This window comes from Oceanobacillus caeni, assembly GCF_019037185.1.
GTDB lineage: Bacteria > Bacillota > Bacilli > Bacillales > Amphibacillaceae > Oceanobacillus > Oceanobacillus caeni.
The window spans coordinates 117,426-138,090 of record NZ_JAHHXM010000001.1 but is presented as its reverse complement, the minus strand read 5'-3'; the positions used below and the strand labels follow the sequence as shown (position 1 = coordinate 138,090).

At 37.1% G+C, this 20,665-nt stretch carries 23 protein-coding genes; all 23 read left to right on the top strand.

The features are described 5' to 3' along the window. The first annotated feature begins 130 nt into the window (after window positions 1-130). The 23 genes from KM885_RS00600 to KM885_RS00490 all read left to right on the top strand — a co-directional run bounded on the left by KM885_RS00600 (window position 131) and on the right by KM885_RS00490 (window position 20,652). Complete coding sequence (locus KM885_RS00600) at window positions 131-1,111, top strand: NADPH:quinone oxidoreductase family protein (protein WP_047184875.1); 981 nt, start codon at window positions 131-133, stop codon at window positions 1,109-1,111. Window positions 1,112-1,173: 62 nt separating this feature from the next. Then, window positions 1,174-2,823 (top strand): long-chain-fatty-acid--CoA ligase, encoded by a 1,650-nt coding sequence (locus KM885_RS00595; RefSeq protein WP_240473196.1) that lies wholly within the window; start codon window positions 1,174-1,176, stop codon window positions 2,821-2,823. Between the two features lie 44 nt (window positions 2,824-2,867). Next, window positions 2,868-3,611 (top strand): SDR family NAD(P)-dependent oxidoreductase, encoded by a 744-nt coding sequence (locus KM885_RS00590; RefSeq protein ID WP_047184874.1) that lies wholly within the window; start codon window positions 2,868-2,870, stop codon window positions 3,609-3,611. Between the two features lie 46 nt (window positions 3,612-3,657). Beyond that, window positions 3,658-4,095, top strand: a complete 438-nt coding sequence (locus tag KM885_RS00585) for a hypothetical protein (protein WP_047184873.1) — start codon at window positions 3,658-3,660, stop codon at window positions 4,093-4,095. A gap of 21 nt (window positions 4,096-4,116) precedes the next feature. Continuing rightward, a complete protein-coding gene (locus KM885_RS00580; RefSeq protein WP_047184872.1) occupies window positions 4,117-4,326 on the top strand; it encodes a hypothetical protein in 210 nt (69 codons plus the stop codon). Window positions 4,327-4,344: 18 nt separating this feature from the next. Next, the gene (locus tag KM885_RS00575) at window positions 4,345-5,544 is read left to right on the top strand and encodes a sodium:solute symporter family protein (protein WP_047184871.1); all 1,200 of its coding nucleotides are present in this window, start codon (window positions 4,345-4,347) and stop codon (window positions 5,542-5,544) included. A 5-nt stretch (window positions 5,545-5,549) separates the two neighbouring features. After that, complete coding sequence (locus KM885_RS00570) at window positions 5,550-5,849, top strand: hypothetical protein (RefSeq protein WP_047184870.1); 300 nt, start codon at window positions 5,550-5,552, stop codon at window positions 5,847-5,849. A gap of 26 nt (window positions 5,850-5,875) precedes the next feature. Beyond that, entirely contained in the window at window positions 5,876-6,739 is an 864-nt protein-coding gene (locus tag KM885_RS00565; protein ID WP_047184869.1) for a branched-chain amino acid ABC transporter permease, read from the top strand. Next, window positions 6,739-7,740: a branched-chain amino acid ABC transporter permease gene (locus KM885_RS00560; protein WP_047184868.1), complete on the top strand. Its 1,002-nt coding sequence runs from the start codon at window positions 6,739-6,741 to the stop codon at window positions 7,738-7,740. Before KM885_RS00565 ends, KM885_RS00560 begins: the two co-directional genes overlap by 1 nt. Further along, window positions 7,740-8,525, top strand: a complete 786-nt coding sequence (locus KM885_RS00555) for an ABC transporter ATP-binding protein (RefSeq protein WP_060667623.1) — start codon at window positions 7,740-7,742, stop codon at window positions 8,523-8,525. Before KM885_RS00560 ends, KM885_RS00555 begins: the two co-directional genes overlap by 1 nt. Then, window positions 8,497-9,216: an ABC transporter ATP-binding protein gene (locus tag KM885_RS00550; protein WP_047184866.1), complete on the top strand. Its 720-nt coding sequence runs from the start codon at window positions 8,497-8,499 to the stop codon at window positions 9,214-9,216. Before KM885_RS00555 ends, KM885_RS00550 begins: the two co-directional genes overlap by 29 nt. Before the next feature lie 26 nt (window positions 9,217-9,242). After that, the gene (locus KM885_RS00545; protein ID WP_216883392.1) at window positions 9,243-10,271 is read left to right on the top strand and encodes an ABC transporter substrate-binding protein; all 1,029 of its coding nucleotides are present in this window, start codon (window positions 9,243-9,245) and stop codon (window positions 10,269-10,271) included. Window positions 10,272-10,344: 73 nt separating this feature from the next. Continuing rightward, window positions 10,345-11,580, top strand: a complete 1,236-nt coding sequence (locus KM885_RS00540; protein ID WP_060667621.1) for an ABC transporter substrate-binding protein — start codon at window positions 10,345-10,347, stop codon at window positions 11,578-11,580. A 160-nt stretch (window positions 11,581-11,740) separates the two neighbouring features. After that, window positions 11,741-12,916: an acyl-CoA dehydrogenase family protein gene (locus tag KM885_RS00535; RefSeq protein WP_047184864.1), complete on the top strand. Its 1,176-nt coding sequence runs from the start codon at window positions 11,741-11,743 to the stop codon at window positions 12,914-12,916. A gap of 21 nt (window positions 12,917-12,937) precedes the next feature. Further along, entirely contained in the window at window positions 12,938-13,702 is a 765-nt protein-coding gene (gene fabG / locus KM885_RS00530) for a 3-oxoacyl-ACP reductase FabG (protein WP_047184863.1), read from the top strand. Between the two features lie 17 nt (window positions 13,703-13,719). Further along, window positions 13,720-14,169, top strand: a complete 450-nt coding sequence (locus KM885_RS00525; RefSeq protein ID WP_216883391.1) for a MaoC family dehydratase N-terminal domain-containing protein — start codon at window positions 13,720-13,722, stop codon at window positions 14,167-14,169. Further along, a complete protein-coding gene (locus tag KM885_RS00520) occupies window positions 14,166-14,567 on the top strand; it encodes a MaoC/PaaZ C-terminal domain-containing protein (RefSeq protein WP_060667619.1) in 402 nt (133 codons plus the stop codon). Before KM885_RS00525 ends, KM885_RS00520 begins: the two co-directional genes overlap by 4 nt. A 20-nt stretch (window positions 14,568-14,587) precedes the next feature. Then, on the top strand, window positions 14,588-15,757 hold the full coding sequence (locus KM885_RS00515) for a thiolase family protein (RefSeq protein WP_060667618.1): 1,170 nt from the start codon (window positions 14,588-14,590) through the stop codon (window positions 15,755-15,757). A gap of 60 nt (window positions 15,758-15,817) precedes the next feature. After that, window positions 15,818-16,246: an acyl-CoA thioesterase gene (locus KM885_RS00510; RefSeq protein ID WP_216883390.1), complete on the top strand. Its 429-nt coding sequence runs from the start codon at window positions 15,818-15,820 to the stop codon at window positions 16,244-16,246. Window positions 16,247-16,493: 247 nt separating this feature from the next. Then, entirely contained in the window at window positions 16,494-17,726 is a 1,233-nt protein-coding gene (locus KM885_RS00505) for an acyl-CoA dehydrogenase family protein (protein ID WP_216883389.1), read from the top strand. Window positions 17,727-17,822: 96 nt separating this feature from the next. Further along, a complete protein-coding gene (locus tag KM885_RS00500; protein WP_145542806.1) occupies window positions 17,823-18,614 on the top strand; it encodes an MBL fold metallo-hydrolase in 792 nt (263 codons plus the stop codon). A 66-nt stretch (window positions 18,615-18,680) separates the two neighbouring features. Continuing rightward, window positions 18,681-19,709, top strand: a complete 1,029-nt coding sequence (locus KM885_RS00495) for an NADP-dependent oxidoreductase (RefSeq protein WP_145523511.1) — start codon at window positions 18,681-18,683, stop codon at window positions 19,707-19,709. A gap of 100 nt (window positions 19,710-19,809) precedes the next feature. Then, on the top strand, window positions 19,810-20,652 hold the full coding sequence (locus KM885_RS00490; RefSeq protein WP_216883388.1) for a crotonase/enoyl-CoA hydratase family protein: 843 nt from the start codon (window positions 19,810-19,812) through the stop codon (window positions 20,650-20,652). Window positions 20,653-20,665 lie beyond the last annotated feature (13 nt).

Genomic DNA, 20,665 nt, shown 5'->3' with positions numbered 1-20,665 from the left:
AAGAAGCTTGGTGGTAGATCAACTGCCTGTAAAGGTCCGATAAGTGCATCAGTGGGGGATGAAGGAAAACCCCTACTGATGGAAGTCTTCTTTATATTATTTAAGAATTAAAATGTTAGGAGGAACAGAAATGCGTAGCTGGAAAGTGACTAGATTAGGTGAACCTAGAGATGTATTGGAATTGTTAGAAACGGAACGACCAGAGGTAAAGGTAGGAGAAGTATTAATAGAAGTTGAAGCGTCATCATTAAACTTTTTTGATATTTTACTTTGTCAAGGGAAATATCAGGAAAAACCGCCCCTTCCATTTACACCAGGGGCAGAAATATCAGGAATTATTTGTGAGGTAGGAGGTAATTCAGGACTTAAAGTAGGACAGCGTGTAATTGCTACACCGCCCCTTCCAAATGGAGGATTATCTAAGTTTGTTAGTGTTTCAGAGGATTCTGTTTATGTTATTCCTGATTCGATGTCGGCAAGTGAAGCAGCTGGAATGTTTATCACGTACCAAACGTCTTACTATGCTTTATTTTATCGGGCTAAACTACAAAAGGGAGAAGTCCTTCTCATCCATGCGGGAGCTGGAGGAGTTGGCTCTGCCGCTATTCAGTTAGGTAAGGCAATAGGAGCAAAAGTTATTGCAACTGCGGGTGGTCGAGAGAAAGTAAAAGTCTGTAAGGATTTGGGAGCAGACGTTGTTATTGACTATACTTCCGAAGACTTTGTTTCTACTGTTAAGAAAGAAACAAATGGTCGAGGTGCAGATGTTATTTATGACCCTGTCGGAGGAGACGTATTTGATCGTTCGCGTAAATGTATTGCCTTTGATGGGCGTATTTTAGTCATTGGTTTCGCTGGTGGACGAATCCCAGATGCCCCAGTCAACCATGCATTAGTTAAAAATTACTCTATCGTTGGTGTTCACTGGGGATTATTCGCTAGAAAATATCCAGAAGAGACTAGGAAAATTCATGATAATATAGTGAACCTATACAATGAAGGAGCTGTCCGCCCATTAATTTATAAAGAATTTCCTTTTGAAAATGTTCCAGATGCTTTAGAAGTACTTGCGGACCGTAAGACTTATGGAAAACTAATCGCCATTCCTTAAGTTTTAAGGTGAGTTACGTAAGCTGTTCCCTTAGAAAGTATATATACGAGGGAGATGAGGTCGTGAATTCAAAAGAAAAAAGATGGTTAGAGTTCTATCCTGAAAATGTAGATCCTAATATGAAAATTAAGGAAAGAACTTTAACGGAATTATTAAATAGTGCAGTTAAAAGATTTAGAAATGAAATTTCCCTTCAATTTGAAAATGAATCCTGGACCTACAAAGAGGCTCAGGAAATATCCGAAAAGTTAGCAAGTAGCCTTTTCGAGCAAGGATTGGAGAAGGGTGACCGATTGTCGATTATGTTACCAAACTGTGCACAGTATGTATTTTCTGTTTTTGGTGTTGTTCGGTTAGGTGGAATAGTTGTTCAAACAAATCCGATGTATGTAGAAAGGGAACTCGAGTACCAATTGAATGATACAGAAGCTGAATTTATGATTTGCCATGACTCGGTTTATGAACGAGTGAAAAGAGTCCAGCCTCAGACCTCTCTAAAAAAAATAATCGTTGTTCAGTTTACCGAAAAAAGAAATATTAAACTGCATGAGAATGATATGTTCTTTGATGATTTTATAAATACATATCATTCTCAAGCTCCACATATAAAAATAAATCCTAAAGAAGATATTGCCTTGCTCCAATATACAGGTGGAACAACAGGGAGATCAAAAGGCGTTATGTTAACCCATCAAAATTTTGTTAATCAAACTGAGCTAGTTAATGAGTTTCTATTAAAAGAATTTAAAAACGATGAAACTGCAAATCGTGTGGTCATAAGTTTTTTACCATTATTCCATATCTTCGGTCTAGCAAGTGTTACAATGACAGGTTATCTATTTGGATATAAACAAATCATCTTACCACGTTTTGAGACAGAGACCGTATTACATGTAATTAAGAAGGAAAAACCAATGTTCTTTTTTGGTGTACCTACTATGTTTATCTCTATGCTTCATTTTCCTAACGTTGAAACGTACGGGTTAGAACATATTAAAGTGTTTTTTTGCGGAAGTTCACCGTTGCCGTTGGAAACCTATACCAAATTTGAAAAATTAATGGGAAAGAATTCATATCTTTCTGATGGATATGGATTATCAGAAATGACTTCTGGTGCCATAAGTAATCCGCATTCCAAAATGAAAATAGGTAGTGTAGGTGTTCCTTTGCCATTAACCGAAGCTAAGGTAGTGGTGGAAACAGATAATGGATTAGAAGAAGCCCCATTTAAAACGAATGGAGAGATTATAGTCAGGGGTCCCCAATTGATGAAAGGGTATTGGAATAATCCGGAGGAAACAGAGGTAGCATTAAAGAATGGTTGGTTGCACACTGGTGACATAGGCTATATGGATGAAGATGGGTACTTTTACATTGTCGATCGCAAAAAGGATATGATCATTGCTGGCGGTTATAATATCTATCCAAGAGAAATTGAGGAAGTAATTTATCAAATTCCACAGGTTAAAGAGGCAATTGTAATTGGTATTCCGGATGAATATAGAGGAGAAACTGTAAAAGCTTATATTACATTAAAAGAAAATAAGTCAATAAAAGAAGAAGAAGTTATTACATTTTGTCGTAAAAATTTAGCAGCTTACAAAGTTCCAAGATTGATAGAATTTCGTGACTATCTTCCAAAGTCAAGTGTAGGAAAACTTTTAAAACGAGAACTTAGGGAGCAAGAATTAAAGAGATTAAAAAACAAATAGAAAATACTAACTGGTTAGTTCATTGATCAGAAAGGATGGATGACATGCGTTTAAAGAATAAGGTAGCAATTATTACTGGTGGTGGAGGGGATATTGGGAGAACTACAGCTGTTCGATTTGCAAAAGAGGGAGCAAAAGTAGTTGTAGCTGATGTCAGGGAAGAAGCGGCTAGGAAGACGGCAGCAATCATTGAGGAAAACGGTGGAGAAGCAGAGCACATTCGTTGTGATATGACGAAAGCTGGGGAAGTTAAGAATATGGTAGATCGAGCAATCGGTGTGTTTGGAAGAATCGATATTTTCTTCAACAATGCTGGGGTCAATAGTGAAGAAAAGAAACTACCAGATGTTTCCATAGAAGAATGGGAAAAGGTAATGGATATAAATATTACGGGTGTCTTTCTCGGAATGAAGTACGTTATTCCGAAAATGGAAGCAGGAAGTTCCATAGTTAATACAGCGAGTATCGCAGGTATTAAGGGGCAAAAACTTGTATCTGCTTATTCTGCATCCAAAAGTGGTGTGATGGCATTAACCAGAACGGCTGCTACAGAATTTGGAAGAAAGAATATACGTGTAAATGCAATAGCTCCAGGGATAACAGATACAAATATGGTTGAGGATTGGAAGAAAACAGATAAGTGGCCGATATTATCGACTGCGAATGCATTAAAACGAATTGGGAAACCGGAAGAAATAGCTAATGCTGTTTTATTCCTTGCATCTGATGAGGCATCCTTTATTACTGGTGAAACTCTGATTATTGATGGCGGAACATTAAACCTTTAAACGAGATGATTCTTTACTGGAGTGTTGAAAGGGGAAATGGATATAGATGTTTAATCGGAAATGGGAAGTATATGCAAATATATCCCAAAAAGAGGCGCTTCAATTGTTTAAGCAAATTATTGGAAAACAAGGAATGGACTATAAAATAGAAAAAGCACCGCCAAATATTATGTACGATCCTAACAATGAACAATTTATTATTAAGACTAAAAATTTTTCCATAAATGTAATCTATGTTTCTAATGATCCAATTACTCGTATCTTTGCTAATTTATTAGGAACGGCTCACAACTTCAAAGGAATTTCATTCTTATCTATAGGGTACAACAAAAGTAACTCTGCGGAACTACCAATCATACTAAGGAAATTTACAGAAATGAGTCCCGAATCACCTTGGAACATTACAGCGTATCCACGGTTTAGGTTTGCAGTTTTACTACAGCTTATTACAAAACAAAAGTGGAAGCGTTTTCTATATAAATAATTTTTTAATTGGAGGTTTCGTATGGGGAAAGATAGTTGGTTTCTAATACCGAAGAAAGACGGAATTTTCTTTATAGGTATTGTAGTATATGTTGTTATGTTTTTCCTCCCTTGGACACATGAAATAAAAATTCTCAATGTATCGCTACTTGCATGGGGAGGAGCACTGCTTTTCTTACTTGCACCAATAACTGGAATCATATTAACGCTTATAGATTCAACCGACAGATAAAATTAGGAGGCTATAACGTTGAAATTTATAGAGGTTACGATAATCATTTTCTATATATTGTTTTGTATCTTGTTGGGTATTTGGGCGCAAAAAAGAATCTCTACCTCTGATTCAGGGGTTGATAATTATTATGCAGCAGGGAGAAATGTTGGAACAGTAGCGAATTCTTTAGCAATCCTTGCTGCATTGGGAAGTGGCGGTTCTTTTATGGCTGGTCCAGGTTCTGTATGGCAGTTGGGAATTCCTTTTTTAACCTGGATGACAGTAGGTTCTATTGTAGGTTTTGCTTTAGCAAGTATTTTAGTTGCAAGACCTCTTCGTAATTCAAGAAAGGTTACTGTACCTGAATTTCTTAATGATAGATATGGTGGGAATAAAATCATTAAAATTGCAGTACCAATTGTAATTATATTAGGGTCAGGGATGTATCTGATGTCTCAGATGAAGGCAGGTGGATTGATTACATCTTATGTTACAGGCTTGTCCTATGAATGGGGATTAGTCGTTATTGCATTAGTCTTTATTTTATACGTGTCGATGGGTGGGATGTTGGCCGTTACATGGACGAATTTACTTCAAGGTTCTCTAATGATCCTCATTACATTAAGTTTGTTTACTGCATGTATTATTCATCTACCAACATCATGGATGGATTTCTTTAAAGAGTCCGCAACCCGGAATCCTACTTTAGGAACAGTGGGTACTACTGTGCCGATAGTAGGGTATTTAGGTGCATTTGTTACATGGGCAACAGCGGTTTGTATAACACCACATTTAGTTATGCGTATCTTTACCTCAACAGATGCCAGGTCTGCAAAATTATCTTTAAACATCAGCATGTTAATCTATGGAATATTGATGTTAGGGTTAACCTTTTTAACTGCTCCTTTTATTGGAACATTTGGGGAAGCAGTATTGCAAAATTATGCATCCGATATGTGGTTGTTATTAATAGCGGAAAGTATGTTTGGTCCAATTATGATGGGAATTATTGCTGCTGGAATTATGGCAGCAGTTATGTCCTCAACGGATTCCCTATTGCTCGCTATAAGTAGTGCAGTTGCATATGACTTGTATAAAGGAGTAATAAATCCTAAGGCAAATCAAAAGAAAACGTTGTTCATGTCTACGGTTGTAACCTGGATAATCGGTATTGTAGTAATGGTTTTAGCATTAAACCCCCCAGAATATTTGGTAGTACTTTATACAGTGCAGTAGGTTTTATGGTTGCAGCGTTATTTAGCCCTATGGTTTTAGGAATTTGGTGGAAACGGGCAAATGTTCAAGGTGCAATAGCTGGAATTTTAGTTGGAGGAAGTAGTTTTATAATTGCCTTTTCCTTTTTTGAGATGCCTTATAACTCTGAAATACTAATTGGTCTTCCATTATCCATTGTATCGATGGTGGTTGTGTCTCTAGTGACAGAGAGTCCATCGGAAGAAATCATAAAGAAAATGGAACAGTACCACTTACACGAAGCAGATGATAGGGGAAGTCAAAAGACTTTAGAAAATGTAACATAATTCGGGATTTTTTTAGGAGGGGGAAAATGGATTTATTTTTTCAGCAGCTATTAAATGGTTTATCTAATGGTAGCGTGTACAGTTTGGTAGCTCTTGGCTTAACCATGGTTTTTGGTATCCTACATGTTCCCAATTTTGCACAAGGTGCCTTTTACATGGTAGGGGCATATGTCACCCTGACCGTAATGACTATATTTGGAATTCCATATTGGATTGCAATGTTTATATCCATGTTAGCTATTGCCTCTCTCGCCGTATTATCGGAACGTATCATTTTCCATCCATTGAGAAAGGCTGAAGCATTACATCAAATGATGGGAGCAATTGGGATTCTGTTATTTCTAGTAGCCTTTGCACAAGTTATTTGGGGACCAAATTATCAACAGATGTCAAGTCCATATGGAAATGCAATAAATTTACTAGGTATTACTGTGACTCAGCAACGTTTGATTGTTATTGTTGCTACAGTGATTATCATGATAATTCTCCATCTATTTTTAACTAGAACGATGATAGGTTCCGCGATTGTCGCAATGGCGCAAAACAGAGAGGGGGCATTTTTAGTTGGAATTAATGCTAATACGGTAGCTATGTTAACCTTCGCAATATCTGGTATATTGGCTGCAGCTGCTGCAACATTAGCCTCTCCAATAAATCTAGTATTTCCGGGTATGGGGGATCTAGTCATTATGAAGGCGTTTGTCATTATCATTATCGGTGGTATGGGAAGTATTCCGGGTGCCATTATAGCAGGCTATATTTTAGGAATTGTTGAAAGTTTTGGTGCCACATATATTTCTGGGGATTATAAAGACATCATAGCTTTTGTGTTGTTAGTAATAATTTTATCTGTAAAACCAACAGGATTATTCCCAGGGAGGGTTAATTAATGGAAAAATTATTATCCAAACGCAATGGTTTAATATTCGTGTTGGTTCTAGCTCTTATCATGCCATTCATCGTACCGAATGAATATATCTTACATGTTCTAGCATTAGTCTGCATTTGGAGTATTAGTGTGTACGGAATAAATATTTTTACAGGATATACTGGAAACTTGTCACTAGCTCATGTTGGTTTCTTTGCAATAGGTGCTTATACACTTGGATTATTGACAGTAAAGGCTGAATGGAATTTTTGGCTTGCATTTTTAGCTGCTGGTGTGTTGTCTATTATCCTTGGATTCTTGGTAGGTCTAATTTCCCTTAGGACAAATGGCCACTTCTTTGCAATTTATACGATGTGTGTAGGATATATTATTTATTTGATTATTGATAAGTGGGATACATTAACAGGAGGAGTAAGGGGACTAATTGGAATACCTGGACCGACTCCGATTGGGCCGATCACTTTTGAAAGTCTAACATCACAATATTATTTATTTCTGTTCTTTCTTATTTTAACTATTTTTATAACGAAAAGAATTGTTCATTCCTTACTGGGGCGTACTTTTATTGCGATTCGAAACAGTGAAGAACTTGCCCAAACGATAGGTATTTCTACAAAGAAAAATCAACTTCTAGCCTTCGTTATTTCCTGTTTCTTTGCAGCTATTGCGGGTGCCTTATATGCATCCTTTGTACGATTTATTGGACCAGAGGTAGGAGCTATATTTTTAGGGTTTGAAATGTTGATTTATCTTGTCATCGGTGGCTTAGGTACGTTATCAGGTCCAATTATAGGTACACTTTTGATTGTATTCCTTACCCAATCACTTCAATTTATGCAAGAATACAAAATGCTCTTATTTGGACCAATTTTGCTTATTATTGTCATTTTTTATCCAAATGGCATAGTTGGTGCGATAGAAGGTATTAAAAGAAAAATAAGACAGAGAAGGAAAAAGCCTGGTTCCAATGAAGGTTATCCCGATGTGAAGGAGGTTGGCTAATGGTATTAATAGTGGATAATTTATCTAAAACTTTTGGTGGATTACAGGCAGTGGATCAAGTTGACCTTAAGGTGGAAAAGGGGGATATTCATGCAGTTATAGGACCTAATGGTGCAGGAAAATCAACATTTTTTAACTTGATTAGCGGTTTTCACCCTCCTACTTCAGGAAAGATTACATTCAATGGTAATGATATTACAAAAATGCCCCCTAATAAAATTGCCAGGTTGGGGATTGCAAGAACATTTCAAACAACGAATTTATTTGAGGATGCAACCGTTCTTGATAATGTCATCATCGGTAATCGTTTAAGAACGAAGTCGGGTCTCTGGGATGCAATTTTGCGGACGAAAAGAGAGATAAGGGAAGAAAAGGAAAGCATGGAAAAGGCATATCAGGCATTAGATTTTGTGGAATTGACGGAATTAGCGAATGAACCAATTGCGAATATTAGTCAGGAACAGAAGAAGCGAGTTGCATTTGCACTTGCACTTGCAACGGATCCAGAGCTTGTATTATTGGATGAACCTGCTGCTGGTGTTAATCCAGATGAAACAGATGGGCTCAGTTCATTAATACAAAAGATGGCAGATAGCGGGCTTACGGTATGCTTAATCGAACACAAAATGTCTATGATTATGTCCTTAGCTAATCGAATAATGGTCTTAAACCAAGGTAAACGAATTGCTGAAGGAACTCCGGATGAGATTAAAAACAATCCTGTTGTTATTGAAGCATATTTAGGGAGTGACGAAGATGAGTCAGTTGAAGTTGAAAATATCTGATTTAGAAGTAAAGTATGGTTCGTTTACTGCACTAAAGCAAATTAATATGGATGTTAGTCATGGTGAATTGGTAGTTCTATTAGGGGCTAATGGTGCAGGGAAAAGTACTATTTTCCGCGCTATTAGTGGTCTAAATAAGTCAAGTAATGGAGAAATTCGCTTTTTGGATCAAAAGGTAAACGGTATATCCCCTGACAAACTTGTCAAGTTAGGAATTGTTCAATGCGCAGAGGGTAGAAAACTATTTCCTGAAATGTCAGTATATGAGAATTTGCAAATGGGTGCATATGTTCATAGAAAAAATAAAACTGAGATTAAGAAGTCAACGGAGCACGTATATGAATTATTCCCGATTTTAGCTGATAAAAAAGACGATGCGGCTGGATCATTAAGTGGTGGTCAACAACAAATGCTTGCCATTGGTAGATCTTTAATGGCGAAACCCAAACTTCTCCTGTTGGATGAACCGTCACTAGGTTTAGCACCACTTATAGTAAAACAGATGTTTGAAATTATTCAGCAAATTAATCAAGAAGGCACTACCATACTTTTAGCAGAGCAAAATGCTAGTGCTGCATTGAAAATTGCAGATAGAGGATATGTCATTGAAAATGGTCGTATCGTTGTGAAGGGTACTAGTAATGAACTATTCAATAATGAAGAAATACGTAAGGCCTATATTGGTGCATAGATTTACTTCCAAAAAGGAGGGTAAAAATGAAGCATATTAATGTATTAAATGGACTGGAAATGGCAGCTGAAGAGATCAATCAAGAGGGTTTTGAGGTGGATGGAAAAACGTATAAAATTGAAATTGTTGCATTGGATGATAAGTATTTACCAAATGAAACCGGTGTGAATGTTCAGCGAATGATCTCAGAAAATGATCCGATAGCGGTGTGGATTCCTCATAGTGGAGGGGTATTTGCAACACAGGTTTTTAATGAACAAGAGGATTTAATCATAATGGCACAGACAAGCGAACCTAGGATGTATGAACAGGGAAATGAACTGATGATTGGCGTTTCCCCACAGTATAATATATGGCCCAAGACATTCAGTAAGTACATGATGGAGAACTTCGGGAATAAAATGGCCCTACTTCCTACCAATTCCCAGTATGGTAAGGATTGGATTAATGTAATTAAACCGGTTTGGGAAGAAATGGGTGGAGAAATTGTATATGAAGGTGAAATTGATTTTGCCAAGGAAACTGATTATTTTACGGTTATGACAAATGCATTAAATACAAACCCAGATGTTCTATTTGTTGGAGGACCTTCTGAACCAACATCTCTAGTAATTAAACAGGCAAAAGACTTAGGATTTGAAGGTGTTTTTATGGTGATGGACCAGGCTAAAATTGAAGAAATGTCGGGATTTCTAGAAGAGGGCTATGATATGTTGAATGGTTCTATTGGTGCCTATCCAATTGAAGAGTATAATACGGAAGCTAGTAATATATTTGTAGAGAAATATAAATCGGTTTATAAAGAAAAGTTTGCGACAGCGGATTCGTCATTAAGTTACCAATCACTATATGTATTAGTTGAATCAATGAAGGCTGCTGGTACAGTTGATAAACCGAAAGAGATTATGGATGCTGTAAATGAAGGAATACCAAATGTTCCAGTGGAGAAAATGGTTATACCGCTAAATGAGATCAATGATGTTGGAAGCCTACAGTGGGAATTTAATGCTGGTGCCGTTAAAGATGGAGAAGTAATTTCTGTACCACTCGAATAATAATCTTTGTCCGTAATATAAATAATTAGTAATAGATTGACAGCTTACTAGAATTTAAAGTAGGGGGAATGGAATGTTCAATATAAAGAAGATTTCCTTATTTGGTTTACTTTTAATTGCTTTGATTTTAGTTGGATGTGTTGATGTCTCAAATAACCAATCAACGGATAATGATGCCGAGAGTACGGAAGCAAGTGAGGTGGAAGTAAAAACACCGAAAGTGAAAGAGGGAGAAAAAGTTGTAGAGATAGGATACAGCGGACCGTTAAGTGGCCCAGGTGCGCAATATGGCTTAAATGTTTTAAATGGATTGGAAATGGCTGCAAATGAAATTAATGAAACCGGTTTTGACGTAGATGGAACCACCTATAAGATTGAAATTGTAGCACTTGACGATAAATATTTACCGAACGAGACAGGTGTCAACGTAAAAAGAATGGTTTCAGAGAATGAACCTGTGGCCGTTTGGATTCCACATAGTGGGGGTGTGTTTGCGACACAGGTATATAATGAACAGGACAATTTTATAATCATGGCGTATACAAGTGAGCCAAGACAATATGAGCAAGGAAATGAATTGATGATTGGCATTCCACCTAAATACAATATTTGGTCTGAACCATATAGTAATTATATGATCGAAAACTTTGGGACTAAGATGGCATTACTTCCAACGAATTCTCAGTATGGGAAAGATTGGTCTGAATCAATTGTTCCAGTTTGGGAAGAAAAAGGTGGAGAAATAATTTACAAGACAGAGATAGACTTCGCGAAGGAAACGGATTATTTTACAATCATGACAAACGCTTTAGCTACAGACCCCGATGTTCTTTTTGTCGGCGGACCATCTGAACCAACTGCGCTTGTAATTAAGCAGGCAAAGGAATTGGGATTTGAAGGTGGCTTTATGATTATGGATCAAGCAAAGCTTGAAGAAATGTCAGGATTCTTGGGAGGATATGAGATGTTAACTGGTTCTATTGGCTCTCTTCCTATAGAAGACTTAAATACGGATGCAAGTACTACTTTTGTTGAGAAATATAAAGAACTTTATAATGAGCCTTATGCGACTTCGGAAACGGCATTAAATTATCAGAGTTTATATGTATTGGTGGGAGCCATGAAGGCAGCAGGTACTGTTGAAGATAGAAAAGCCATTATGAAAGCAGTTAACGAAGGGATTCAGAATCTATCTGAAGAAGAATTGGTTCTTCCTCTTGAAGGGATTGCCGAAGATGGTGCATTACAATGGGAATATGATGCTGGAATCGTAGAAAATGGTGAAGTTGGAACTTATCCCGTTGATTAATATTATTTTATAGTAAAATAAAGGGAAAATTTGAGATTCAGCGAAATATAATAAATGAAGAGGGGTATAACATCATAATTTTCCTTTTTTTAATAGAAACATACTTACTAGTTAGTATGCAGATTTTAAACTTATAACTAATAGAATAGGAGAGGATAACATGTATTTACGTTTAACAGATGAACAAAAGATGGTACAACAAACGATTAGGAAATTTGTAGAAAGGGAGTTAATTCCACTTGAAAACGAGGTACTAAGAAATGAACGAGAGGGCAGACCTAGTCTATCAAATGAAAAGTTAAAAGAGCTTCAATTAAAAGCGAAAGAGGCAGGATTTTGGGGAATCAATACTCCTGCTGAATATGGTGGAGCAGATTTAGGACAAATGATGATGGCACTTGTAATTATGGAGGTATCCAAGACCTTTGTGCCATTCCAGTTTGGAGGTACAGCAGATAATATTCTTTACTATGGAAATGATGAACAAAAGAAAAAATATCTTATTCCTACCATAAATGGGGATAAGAAGTCATGCTTTGCGATGACCGAACCAGGTGCAGGTTCAGATACGAGAAATATTAAAACGACAGCAGTAAAAGATGGCAACGAGTGGGTTATTAATGGAGAAAAGACATTTATTACAGGTGGGAATGAAGCAGATTTTGTGATGGTGATGGCTATTACGGATAAAGAGAAACATGCTCGCACAGGAAGAGAAGGGGTTACTTGTTTTATTGTAGATCGTGATATGGGATGGAAATCAGAATATATTCATACGATGGGAGAATGGGGACCAGCTGGATTAGTATTTGACAATGTCAGAGTACCGGAAGAAAACATTTTAGGGGAAGTTGATAATGGGTATCAACTTGGTTTAGAATGGATCGGTTTTGCAAGATGGGTTGTCGGCGCAACAGCAGTAGGTGCATCAGAGAGATTGTTACAAATGGCAATCGATTACTCAAAAGAACGGGAGACATTTGGTAAGCCAATTGCTGATAGACAGGCAATTCAGTGGCAAATTGCTGATTCTGCAGTTGAGATTGAAGCTGCAAAATGGCTTGTTTTAAATGCGACTTTTACCTTAGATAATGGAGAAGATAATCGTCATTTAGCATCAATGGCGAAATTATATGGAGCAAACATGGGAAATCGTGTCATTGATCGTGTCCTTCAAATCCACGGTGGAATGGGGTATACCAAAGAATTACCAATCGAACGTTGGTACAGGGAAGCTAGACTATGGAGAATTTATGATGGAACGGATGAAATACAACGTTTAATCATTTCTAGAAATTTACTAAAAGGTAATGTGAAATTAGGACAATATTTATAATAACTAGGGGGAATAAGAATTATGTCCAACCGATTTAATGAAAAAGTAGCTTATATCACAGGTGGAAGCCGTGGAATAGGAAAAGGTATTGCAAAATTATTTGCCGAAGAAGGGGCAAAGGTAGCAGTTGTAGATGTTAATGAAAAGGCTTTAAGGGAAATGGCACAAGAATTCAAAGAGGAAGGATATGAAATTTATACAAAAGTAGTAGATGTTGTTCATGCTAATGAAGTAGAAGAGTCAATGGAAGAAGTGGTTAGTCGTTTTGGCTCACTCGATATTCTTGTGAATAATGCTGGCATTATTCGGGATAATTTACTATTTAAAATGACTGATAATGATTGGGACCAGGTCATGAATGTTCATTTGAAGGGTGCATTTCATGCCACTCGTGCAGCACAAAAGTACATGGTTAAAAATAAGTTTGGAAGGATTATTAATATTTCATCCACTTCAGCATTAGGTAATCGTGGGCAAGCGAATTACGCAACTGCAAAAGCAGGTATACAAGGATTTACAAAGACTCTAGCGATAGAATTAGGTAAATATGGAATTACCGCTAATGCCATTGCGCCGGGATTTATTGAAACAGATATGACGAAAGCAACGGCAGAAAGAATCGGTATTTCTTTTGACGAGATGGTACGGTTAAGTGTAGAGCAAATTCCTGTTGGTCGCAGTGGAAAGCCTTCGGATATCGCGAATGCAGTAGCTTTCTATGCGGATGAAAAATCTGGCTTTGTCAATGGGCAAGTAATCTATGTAGCTGGAGGTCCAAAAGATTAATAGTGGAGGGAACTTTATTGTATAAAAATGTAATCGGAAAAAAATCCCAAAAAGTAAAAAATATTGTGGAAATGGGCATGGTAAAAAGATTTGCGGATTCTATAGGGGATTCACATCCATTATTTATAGATGAAGAATATGGAAAAAAGTCAAGGTATAAAGGAAATATTGCACCACCAACTTTTCCCCGAGTCTTTGATTACGGTGAAATAGAAGAATTACATCTTCCAAATGTTGGGTTAATTCATGGTGAGCAGACATATCATTATAAACGACCACTACTCGTTGGTGAAACTATTTATTGTTTTACAGAGGTAGCAGAATATTATGAAAAGAAAGCTAGTATCGGCTTGCTAGGCTTTATAGTTTTAAAAAGATACGGAGAAGATGAAGAAGGAAATACTATTTTCACAGAAAATCAAACTGTCATTATTACGGAAGCGGTTAGAAAGGAATTGGTTAAATGAACCGTTTACTAGATTTAAAGAAAGGCAATACATTAAGTGAAGTTCAGCTGAATCCTGTATCTCGTCTTGATTTAATTAAATACGCTGGAGCTTCAGGGGACTTTAACCCTATTCACACTATTGACAAGGAAGCTACAAAAGCAGGTTTACCAGGAATTATCGCCCATGGCATGTGGACAATGGGAAATCTATCTAAATTATTTACGCCTTATCTAGAAGAAGGATTTATTCAAGATTATAAGATTCGGTTTGCAGATATGGTCTTTTTGGATGATGTTATTACGTTGAAAGCAGTTTTAGATGAAGTTCATGAAGATTACTTAAATTTTGATGTGGTTGCTCTTAAAGATAATGGAAAAGCGGCTATAAAAGGTCAGGTAAGATTTAAAGTTTATTAATAGAACAGGAGTGTAAAAAAATGAAAAGAGATGCAGTTATTGTTTCCGCTGTTCGGACACCAATTGCTAGACAAGGTGGAGCGTTGGTTACTGTTCCAGCTCATGTATATGGTGCAGAGGTAATTAAAGAGTCGGTCAAACGTGCCAAGGTTAATCCAGAAGAAATTGATGATGTGATTTTTGGAAATGTTTTAAGTGGTGGTGGAAATATTGCTAGGTTAACTGCTTTACAAGCTGGATTATCTATTAATCTTCCAGGATTAACCATTGATAGACAATGTGGATCAGGAATTAATGCAGTTGCATTAGCGGCACAGGCAATTAGAGCTGGTGAAGGTGATGTGTATATAGCAGGCGGAACAGAAAGTATGAGTCGAGCACCTTATCTTATGGATCGGCCGGAAAAGCCTTATGCAGCAACGCCGCCAAAATTTAGAAGTTCTCAACTTTCTCCAAAAGAAATTGGAGATCCTCCTATGGGGATAACTGCGGAAAATCTAGCTGAAAAATATAATATTACAAGGGAGGAGCAGGACGAATTTGCTCTTCGAAGTCAACAAAGAATGGCAATCGCTATGGAAGACGGTCGGTTTGATGAACAAATTGTTCCGATTTCAGTTCCGGTCAGAAAAGGAGAGCCGGTTATATTTAAAAAAGATGAACATCCCCGTCCAAATTCAACAATAGAAGGTTTATCAAAACTACCTGCTGCTTTCGTTAAAGATGGAACGGTTACAGCTGGATCAAGTTCAGGGCTGAATGATGCAGCTTCTGCTCTTGTAATCATGTCCCGTGAAAAAGCAGAAGAACAAGGTCTAAAACCGTTAGCGGTTATTCGTGAAACTGCTGTGGCAGGAGTTGACCCTAATATAATGGGGATTGGACCTGTACCAGCAACCAAGAAAGTGATGGAAAAATCAGGCCTGCAAATAGATGATATGGATATTATCGAGCTAAATGAAGCTTTCGCTGCACAAGTAATTGCTTGTGACCGCGAACTATCATTTAACCCTGAAAAACTAAATGTAAATGGTGGTGCGATTGCACATGGTCATCCACTTGGAGCTACCGGTGCCATCCTTGTTACGAAAGCGGCTTATGAATTACAAAGAAGAGAAGGAAAGTATGCGCTTATAACGGCATGTATTGGTGGAGGTCAAGGAATAGCAACAATTATTGAAAAAGAATAGTAGCAGAATACTCCCACTTATCATTTATTAGGTGGGAGTCTACTAAAAATGGAGGAGAATATGGAAACTAATGAGATTGAAGTATATGTACGGTTCAGTGAAACAGATGCTGCTGGTCATGTGAATAATACAAGTTATTTTTTATACTTAGAAGAAGCTCGAACAAGGTTTTTTAATCATAACTTACGGCAGGATTTTAATGGGAGAGAGGGTCTATCTTTAAATAATTTTATTTTAGCTTCAACCAAATGTGATTATATTTCTCAAGCATACGCTGGGGATATTCTGAAGGTAAATACGACTGTATCTCATATAGGTAACAAGAGTTTTACTTTTAATCATGTTATTACACATGCTGATACAAAAGAAGAAGTTGTTCGTGCCACCGCTACTATGGTTAGTTTTAATTATTCAGAGCAACTATCTCAGCCGATCCCAGAAGAAATAAGAACTCATTTACAACGTAACCTAGTAAAAGAAGGTGTATGAAAAGGCAATAAAAAGTATATTTCTAAGTTGCGTATCTTGTTTATGCTTTGAATTATTGTTTAAATTTATAGAATATTATAAAACCAACATTGTGTTTAAAATAGAACGATGTTAGAATTTTAGGTATACACATTTCCTAATAATCAGAATATAGCGGAGTGCTCCGCTATCAGCCATTTGAAAGGGGATGGCTGAAAGTATATTTCTTATCATGACTTCATTAATTTTATTTAAAGGAGGAGTTTGTATGTTAAAGGAAATATCAAGTTATGCCGAACGACTCAGAGAAGAACTGATTGACTTCATGGAAGAGTATGTATACCCTGCAGAAAAAGAAGTAGAAGCATACTTGGAAACTGCTGAGGACCGTTGGACAATTCCACCAATTATTGAAGACCTGAAACAGAATGCAAAAAGACAAGGATTATGGAATCTTTTCTATGCGGATGAAAAATATGGCAAGGGATTAACGAACTATGAATATGCACATCTTTGTGAAATTATGGGACGATCTCTAATTGCTCCTGAAATCTTTAATTGTAATGCTCCTGATACCGGAAATATGGAGGTCTTAATTAAGTATGGTAATGAAGAACAAAAACAAAAATGGCTAACTCCATTATTAGAAGGTGAAATTCGGTCTATCTTTTCGATGACGGAACCATCTGTTGCTTCTTCTGATGCGACGAATATACAAACTGAAATTATTCGTGATGGCGATGAATACGTTATCAACGGGAGAAAATGGTGGTCTACAGGAGCTATTGATCCTAGATGTAAAATTGCCATTGTTATGGGGAAAACAGACCCTAGTGCGGAAACGTACAAACAACAATCGATGGTATTGGTTCCCATGGATACGCCTGGGGTAGAAATTAAACGCCCATTAAAAATATTTGGTTATGACCATGCTCCTACAGGTCATGCGGAAGTGCACTATAATAATGTACGAGTACCGGTATCTAACTTAATATTAGGTGAAGGTCGTGGATTTGAAATCGCTCAAGGTAGATTAGGGCCTGGAAGAATTCACCATGCAATGCGTGCTATTGGACAAGCGGAACGTGCCTTGGATTTATTAATAGATCGTGCGGAGGAGAGGGAGGCATTTGGATCCAACCTAATTGATAAGGATGTAGTACGTGCTCAAATTGCAGAAAGTAGATTGGAAATTGAACAAGCAAGATTAATAACACTTAGCACTGCTCATAAGATTGATCAGTATGGTGCAAAAGCAGCACGTAAGGAGATTGCGATGATAAAAGTTGCGGTTCCCCGAGCGACTCTAAATGTAATTGATCGTGCGATTGAGGTTTATGGTGGTGGAGGAGTTTCTCAAGACTTCCCATTAGCAGAACATTATGCACATGCAAGAACACTTCGAATTGTGGATGGACCAGATCAAGTGCACATTCGTGATATTGCAAAATTAGAAATTCGAGAAAGAAGAAATAAGAGATCGAAAATAACGGTGAATTAAATCGAAATTTCAGTGAGGGATTTCTTCATTTCATCCCCACTGAAATTTTAATAACTATTGCTTACGTTGGATAAGCAATAGGAGGGATTCAACAAAATGATAGATATTACAAATCATGAAAATATGACCTGTGTAAAGGCAGTGACACCAAGTAAAAATACTGTTTATCTATATTTGGTAGATGGAATGTTAATCGATACGGGTCCAAAAATATTAGAAAATGAATTAATAGCTTTTTATGACCAGTACGATTTTGATTTGGTTACGTTAACCCATAGTCATGAGGATCATGCAGGTACAGCTTCATGGATTCAAAAAAACAAAAATGTCCCCATTTATATTTACCCAAAGGGGATTACGGTTTGTGAGAAACCTGCTGACTATCCCGAATATCGTCAAATAGCATGGGGGATTCGAGAAGAATTCCACCCCTTGCCATTAGGAGAAAGTATACAATCAAGAAATGTAGAATGGGAAGTATTTTACACACCGGGGCATGCAGATGATCATGTATCCCTATTTAACAAGCAAACCGGTAGATTGTTCTCAGGAGATATTTATATTTTACCTACAGTTAAAGTACTCATGAAAACCGAATCTATTTCAAAGATAATGAATTCCATTCAAACGTTACTGAAATTAGATTTTGGAGCGATGTATTGTTCTCATGCCGGTTATTTACCTGATGGAAGAGAAAAATTGGAAACTAAGTTAGATAACTTACGAGGAATATATGATTCTGTAATGGATTTATATAAAAAAGGTTATTCTGTATCAGAAATAGACAAAACCTTATTTGCGAAGAAATATAGACTGGAAGAGTATTCAAAAGGTGAATACTCTTCTATCAATATTGTTCATTCTATTGTTTCGGACATTCAAAGCTAGAATATTTGATTATTAAATTTAAATGTCATTAAAATGGAATTGATAGATAAATATGGAGGAGTGAGAATGATTAATAGAACAAACAGGGAGTTTTTATTAGTAAGTAGACCAAAGGGAATGCCGACAGATGATAATTTTAAATTGCAAACAAAACAGGTACCTAAGGTGAACGATGGTGAAGTGCTGGTTCAAACCATTTATTTATCGGTTGATCCTTATATGAGAGGTAGAATGAATGGGGTTAAAACATACACGTCCCCATTTGAACTTAATCAAGTTTTAACCGGTGGCGTCGTAGGAAGAATTATAGAATCCAACCACGACAAATTCAAGGTAGGGGATATCGTAGAAGGACGACTAAATTGGGCTGATTATTCTGTAACAAGTGGAAAGGGATTAAGAAAGGTCGATCCTAACTTGGCTCCAATCTCTACTGCATTAGGTGTAGTAGGTATGCCTGGACTTACTGCATATTTTGGTTTACTTGATATTGGAAAACCCAAAGCAGGAGAAACGGTGGTTGTTTCAGGAGCGGCTGGAGCAGTAGGTACTGTGGTAGGTCAAATTGCTAAAATTCATGGTTGTCGTGTAGTTGGGATTGCGGGATCAGATGAAAAAAATACGTATCTGGAAAAAGAACTCGGTTTTGATGCAACGATTAATTATAAAACAGAAAATGTTAAAGCCTCACTGAAGGAAAAATGTCCGGATGGTATAGATATTTATTTCGATAATGTTGGCGGTGAAATTTCCGATGCGGTTATGAGTTTGCTGAATTTCCAAGCTAGAATAGCTGTTTGTGGCATTATTTCCGAATATAACAATACGGAACCTTCTTTTGGACCACGTATCCAACGTTATTTACTAAATCGTAGTGCGTTAATGAAAGCGTATATTGTCGGTGATTATTACGAGCGATTTGATGAAGGATACAAACAACTAGGGAAATGGGTGAAAGAAGGAAAATTAACCTATCGAGAGAATATAGTAAACGGACTTGAAAATGCACCAAAAGCGTTTACGGGGCTCTTCCGGGGTGAAAATATTGGGAAGCAATTAGTCCGGGTTCGTAACGAAAACGACGAAATAATATAAATGTATACCTTTCAATCTGCAAACTAAGAAGCCATCAAAATAAATGATGGCTTCTTAGTTATAAGTTTGTTCAGAATATATAAAAAAGGGAGGGAGAAATATGTTTAAAACGATTAAAACAAATATTATGGACAACATCATGACGATTACATTAAATCGACCGGATCGATTAAATGCGTATACCGAGTTTCTGGGAGATGAGATTATCCAGGCTTTGGATCATGCGGATGAAAACGATGAAGTGAGAGTACTCATTATGACAGGGGAAGGTAAAGCGTTTTGTGCCGGTGCCGATTTAGATAAAGATGCTAGTATATTCCGTTCTGAGACTTCTATGGAAGATTACCGTGATGGTGGAGGCTTAGTTTCTCTACGAATTTTTGAACTTAACAAACCTATTATCGCAGCGATTAATGGCCCAGCGGTTGGAGTTGGAATTACAATGACTTTACCAATGGATATACGTATCGCTTCTGAAAATGCAAAGATGGGGTTTGTCTTTGCACGAAGAGGAATTACACAAGAAGCGTGTAGTGGATGGTTTCTACCAAGAATTGTTGGGATAAGTCAAGCGATAGAATGGGTATCAACTGGTAGAGTTTTTTCAGCTCAGGAAGCAAAAGAACATGGATTAGTTAGTCGGGTAGTTCCTGCTGATGAATTATTGAGTACATCACGACAACTGGCAGCTGAAATTGTTGAAAATACATCTGCTGTGTCTGTTGCATTAAATAGACAACTGATGTGGAGAATGCTTGGAGCGGACCATCCCATGGAATCTCATAAAGTAGAATCTAAATATATTTACTGGACCGGTAGAAATGCGGATGTTCAAGAAGGGGTAGAGGCCTTTCTTGAAAAGCGTAAACCCAACTTCAGCCTGAGAGTAAGTTCCGATATGCCAGACTTCTACCCGTGGTGGGAAGAGCGAGAATTTAAATAAAAATATATCTTGA

Bases quoted from the DNA above. Each gene is read 5' to 3' on its own strand.
- KM885_RS00580 (WP_047184872.1), top strand. From the start codon at position 4,117: ATGGGGAAAGATAGTTGGTTTCTAATACCGAAGAAAGACGGAATTTTC.
- fabG (WP_047184863.1), top strand. From the start codon at position 12,938: ATGTCCAACCGATTTAATGAAAAAGTAGCTTATATCACAGGTGGAAGC.
- KM885_RS00550 (WP_047184866.1), top strand. From the start codon at position 8,497: ATGAGTCAGTTGAAGTTGAAAATATCTGATTTAGAAGTAAAGTATGGT.
- KM885_RS00510 (WP_216883390.1), top strand. From the start codon at position 15,818: ATGGAAACTAATGAGATTGAAGTATATGTACGGTTCAGTGAAACAGAT.
- KM885_RS00520 (WP_060667619.1), top strand. From the start codon at position 14,166: ATGAACCGTTTACTAGATTTAAAGAAAGGCAATACATTAAGTGAAGTT.
- KM885_RS00590 (WP_047184874.1), top strand. From the start codon at position 2,868: ATGCGTTTAAAGAATAAGGTAGCAATTATTACTGGTGGTGGAGGGGAT.
- KM885_RS00585 (WP_047184873.1), top strand. From the start codon at position 3,658: ATGTTTAATCGGAAATGGGAAGTATATGCAAATATATCCCAAAAAGAG.
- KM885_RS00500 (WP_145542806.1), top strand. From the start codon at position 17,823: ATGATAGATATTACAAATCATGAAAATATGACCTGTGTAAAGGCAGTG.
- KM885_RS00545 (WP_216883392.1), top strand. From the start codon at position 9,243: ATGAAGCATATTAATGTATTAAATGGACTGGAAATGGCAGCTGAAGAG.
- KM885_RS00600 (WP_047184875.1), top strand. From the start codon at position 131: ATGCGTAGCTGGAAAGTGACTAGATTAGGTGAACCTAGAGATGTATTG.
- KM885_RS00505 (WP_216883389.1), top strand. From the start codon at position 16,494: ATGTTAAAGGAAATATCAAGTTATGCCGAACGACTCAGAGAAGAACTG.
- KM885_RS00540 (WP_060667621.1), top strand. From the start codon at position 10,345: ATGTTCAATATAAAGAAGATTTCCTTATTTGGTTTACTTTTAATTGCT.
- KM885_RS00535 (WP_047184864.1), top strand. From the start codon at position 11,741: ATGTATTTACGTTTAACAGATGAACAAAAGATGGTACAACAAACGATT.
- KM885_RS00570 (WP_047184870.1), top strand. From the start codon at position 5,550: ATGGTTGCAGCGTTATTTAGCCCTATGGTTTTAGGAATTTGGTGGAAA.
- KM885_RS00495 (WP_145523511.1), top strand. From the start codon at position 18,681: ATGATTAATAGAACAAACAGGGAGTTTTTATTAGTAAGTAGACCAAAG.
- KM885_RS00555 (WP_060667623.1), top strand. From the start codon at position 7,740: ATGGTATTAATAGTGGATAATTTATCTAAAACTTTTGGTGGATTACAG.
- KM885_RS00565 (WP_047184869.1), top strand. From the start codon at position 5,876: ATGGATTTATTTTTTCAGCAGCTATTAAATGGTTTATCTAATGGTAGC.
- KM885_RS00515 (WP_060667618.1), top strand. From the start codon at position 14,588: ATGAAAAGAGATGCAGTTATTGTTTCCGCTGTTCGGACACCAATTGCT.
- KM885_RS00490 (WP_216883388.1), top strand. From the start codon at position 19,810: ATGTTTAAAACGATTAAAACAAATATTATGGACAACATCATGACGATT.
- KM885_RS00560 (WP_047184868.1), top strand. From the start codon at position 6,739: ATGGAAAAATTATTATCCAAACGCAATGGTTTAATATTCGTGTTGGTT.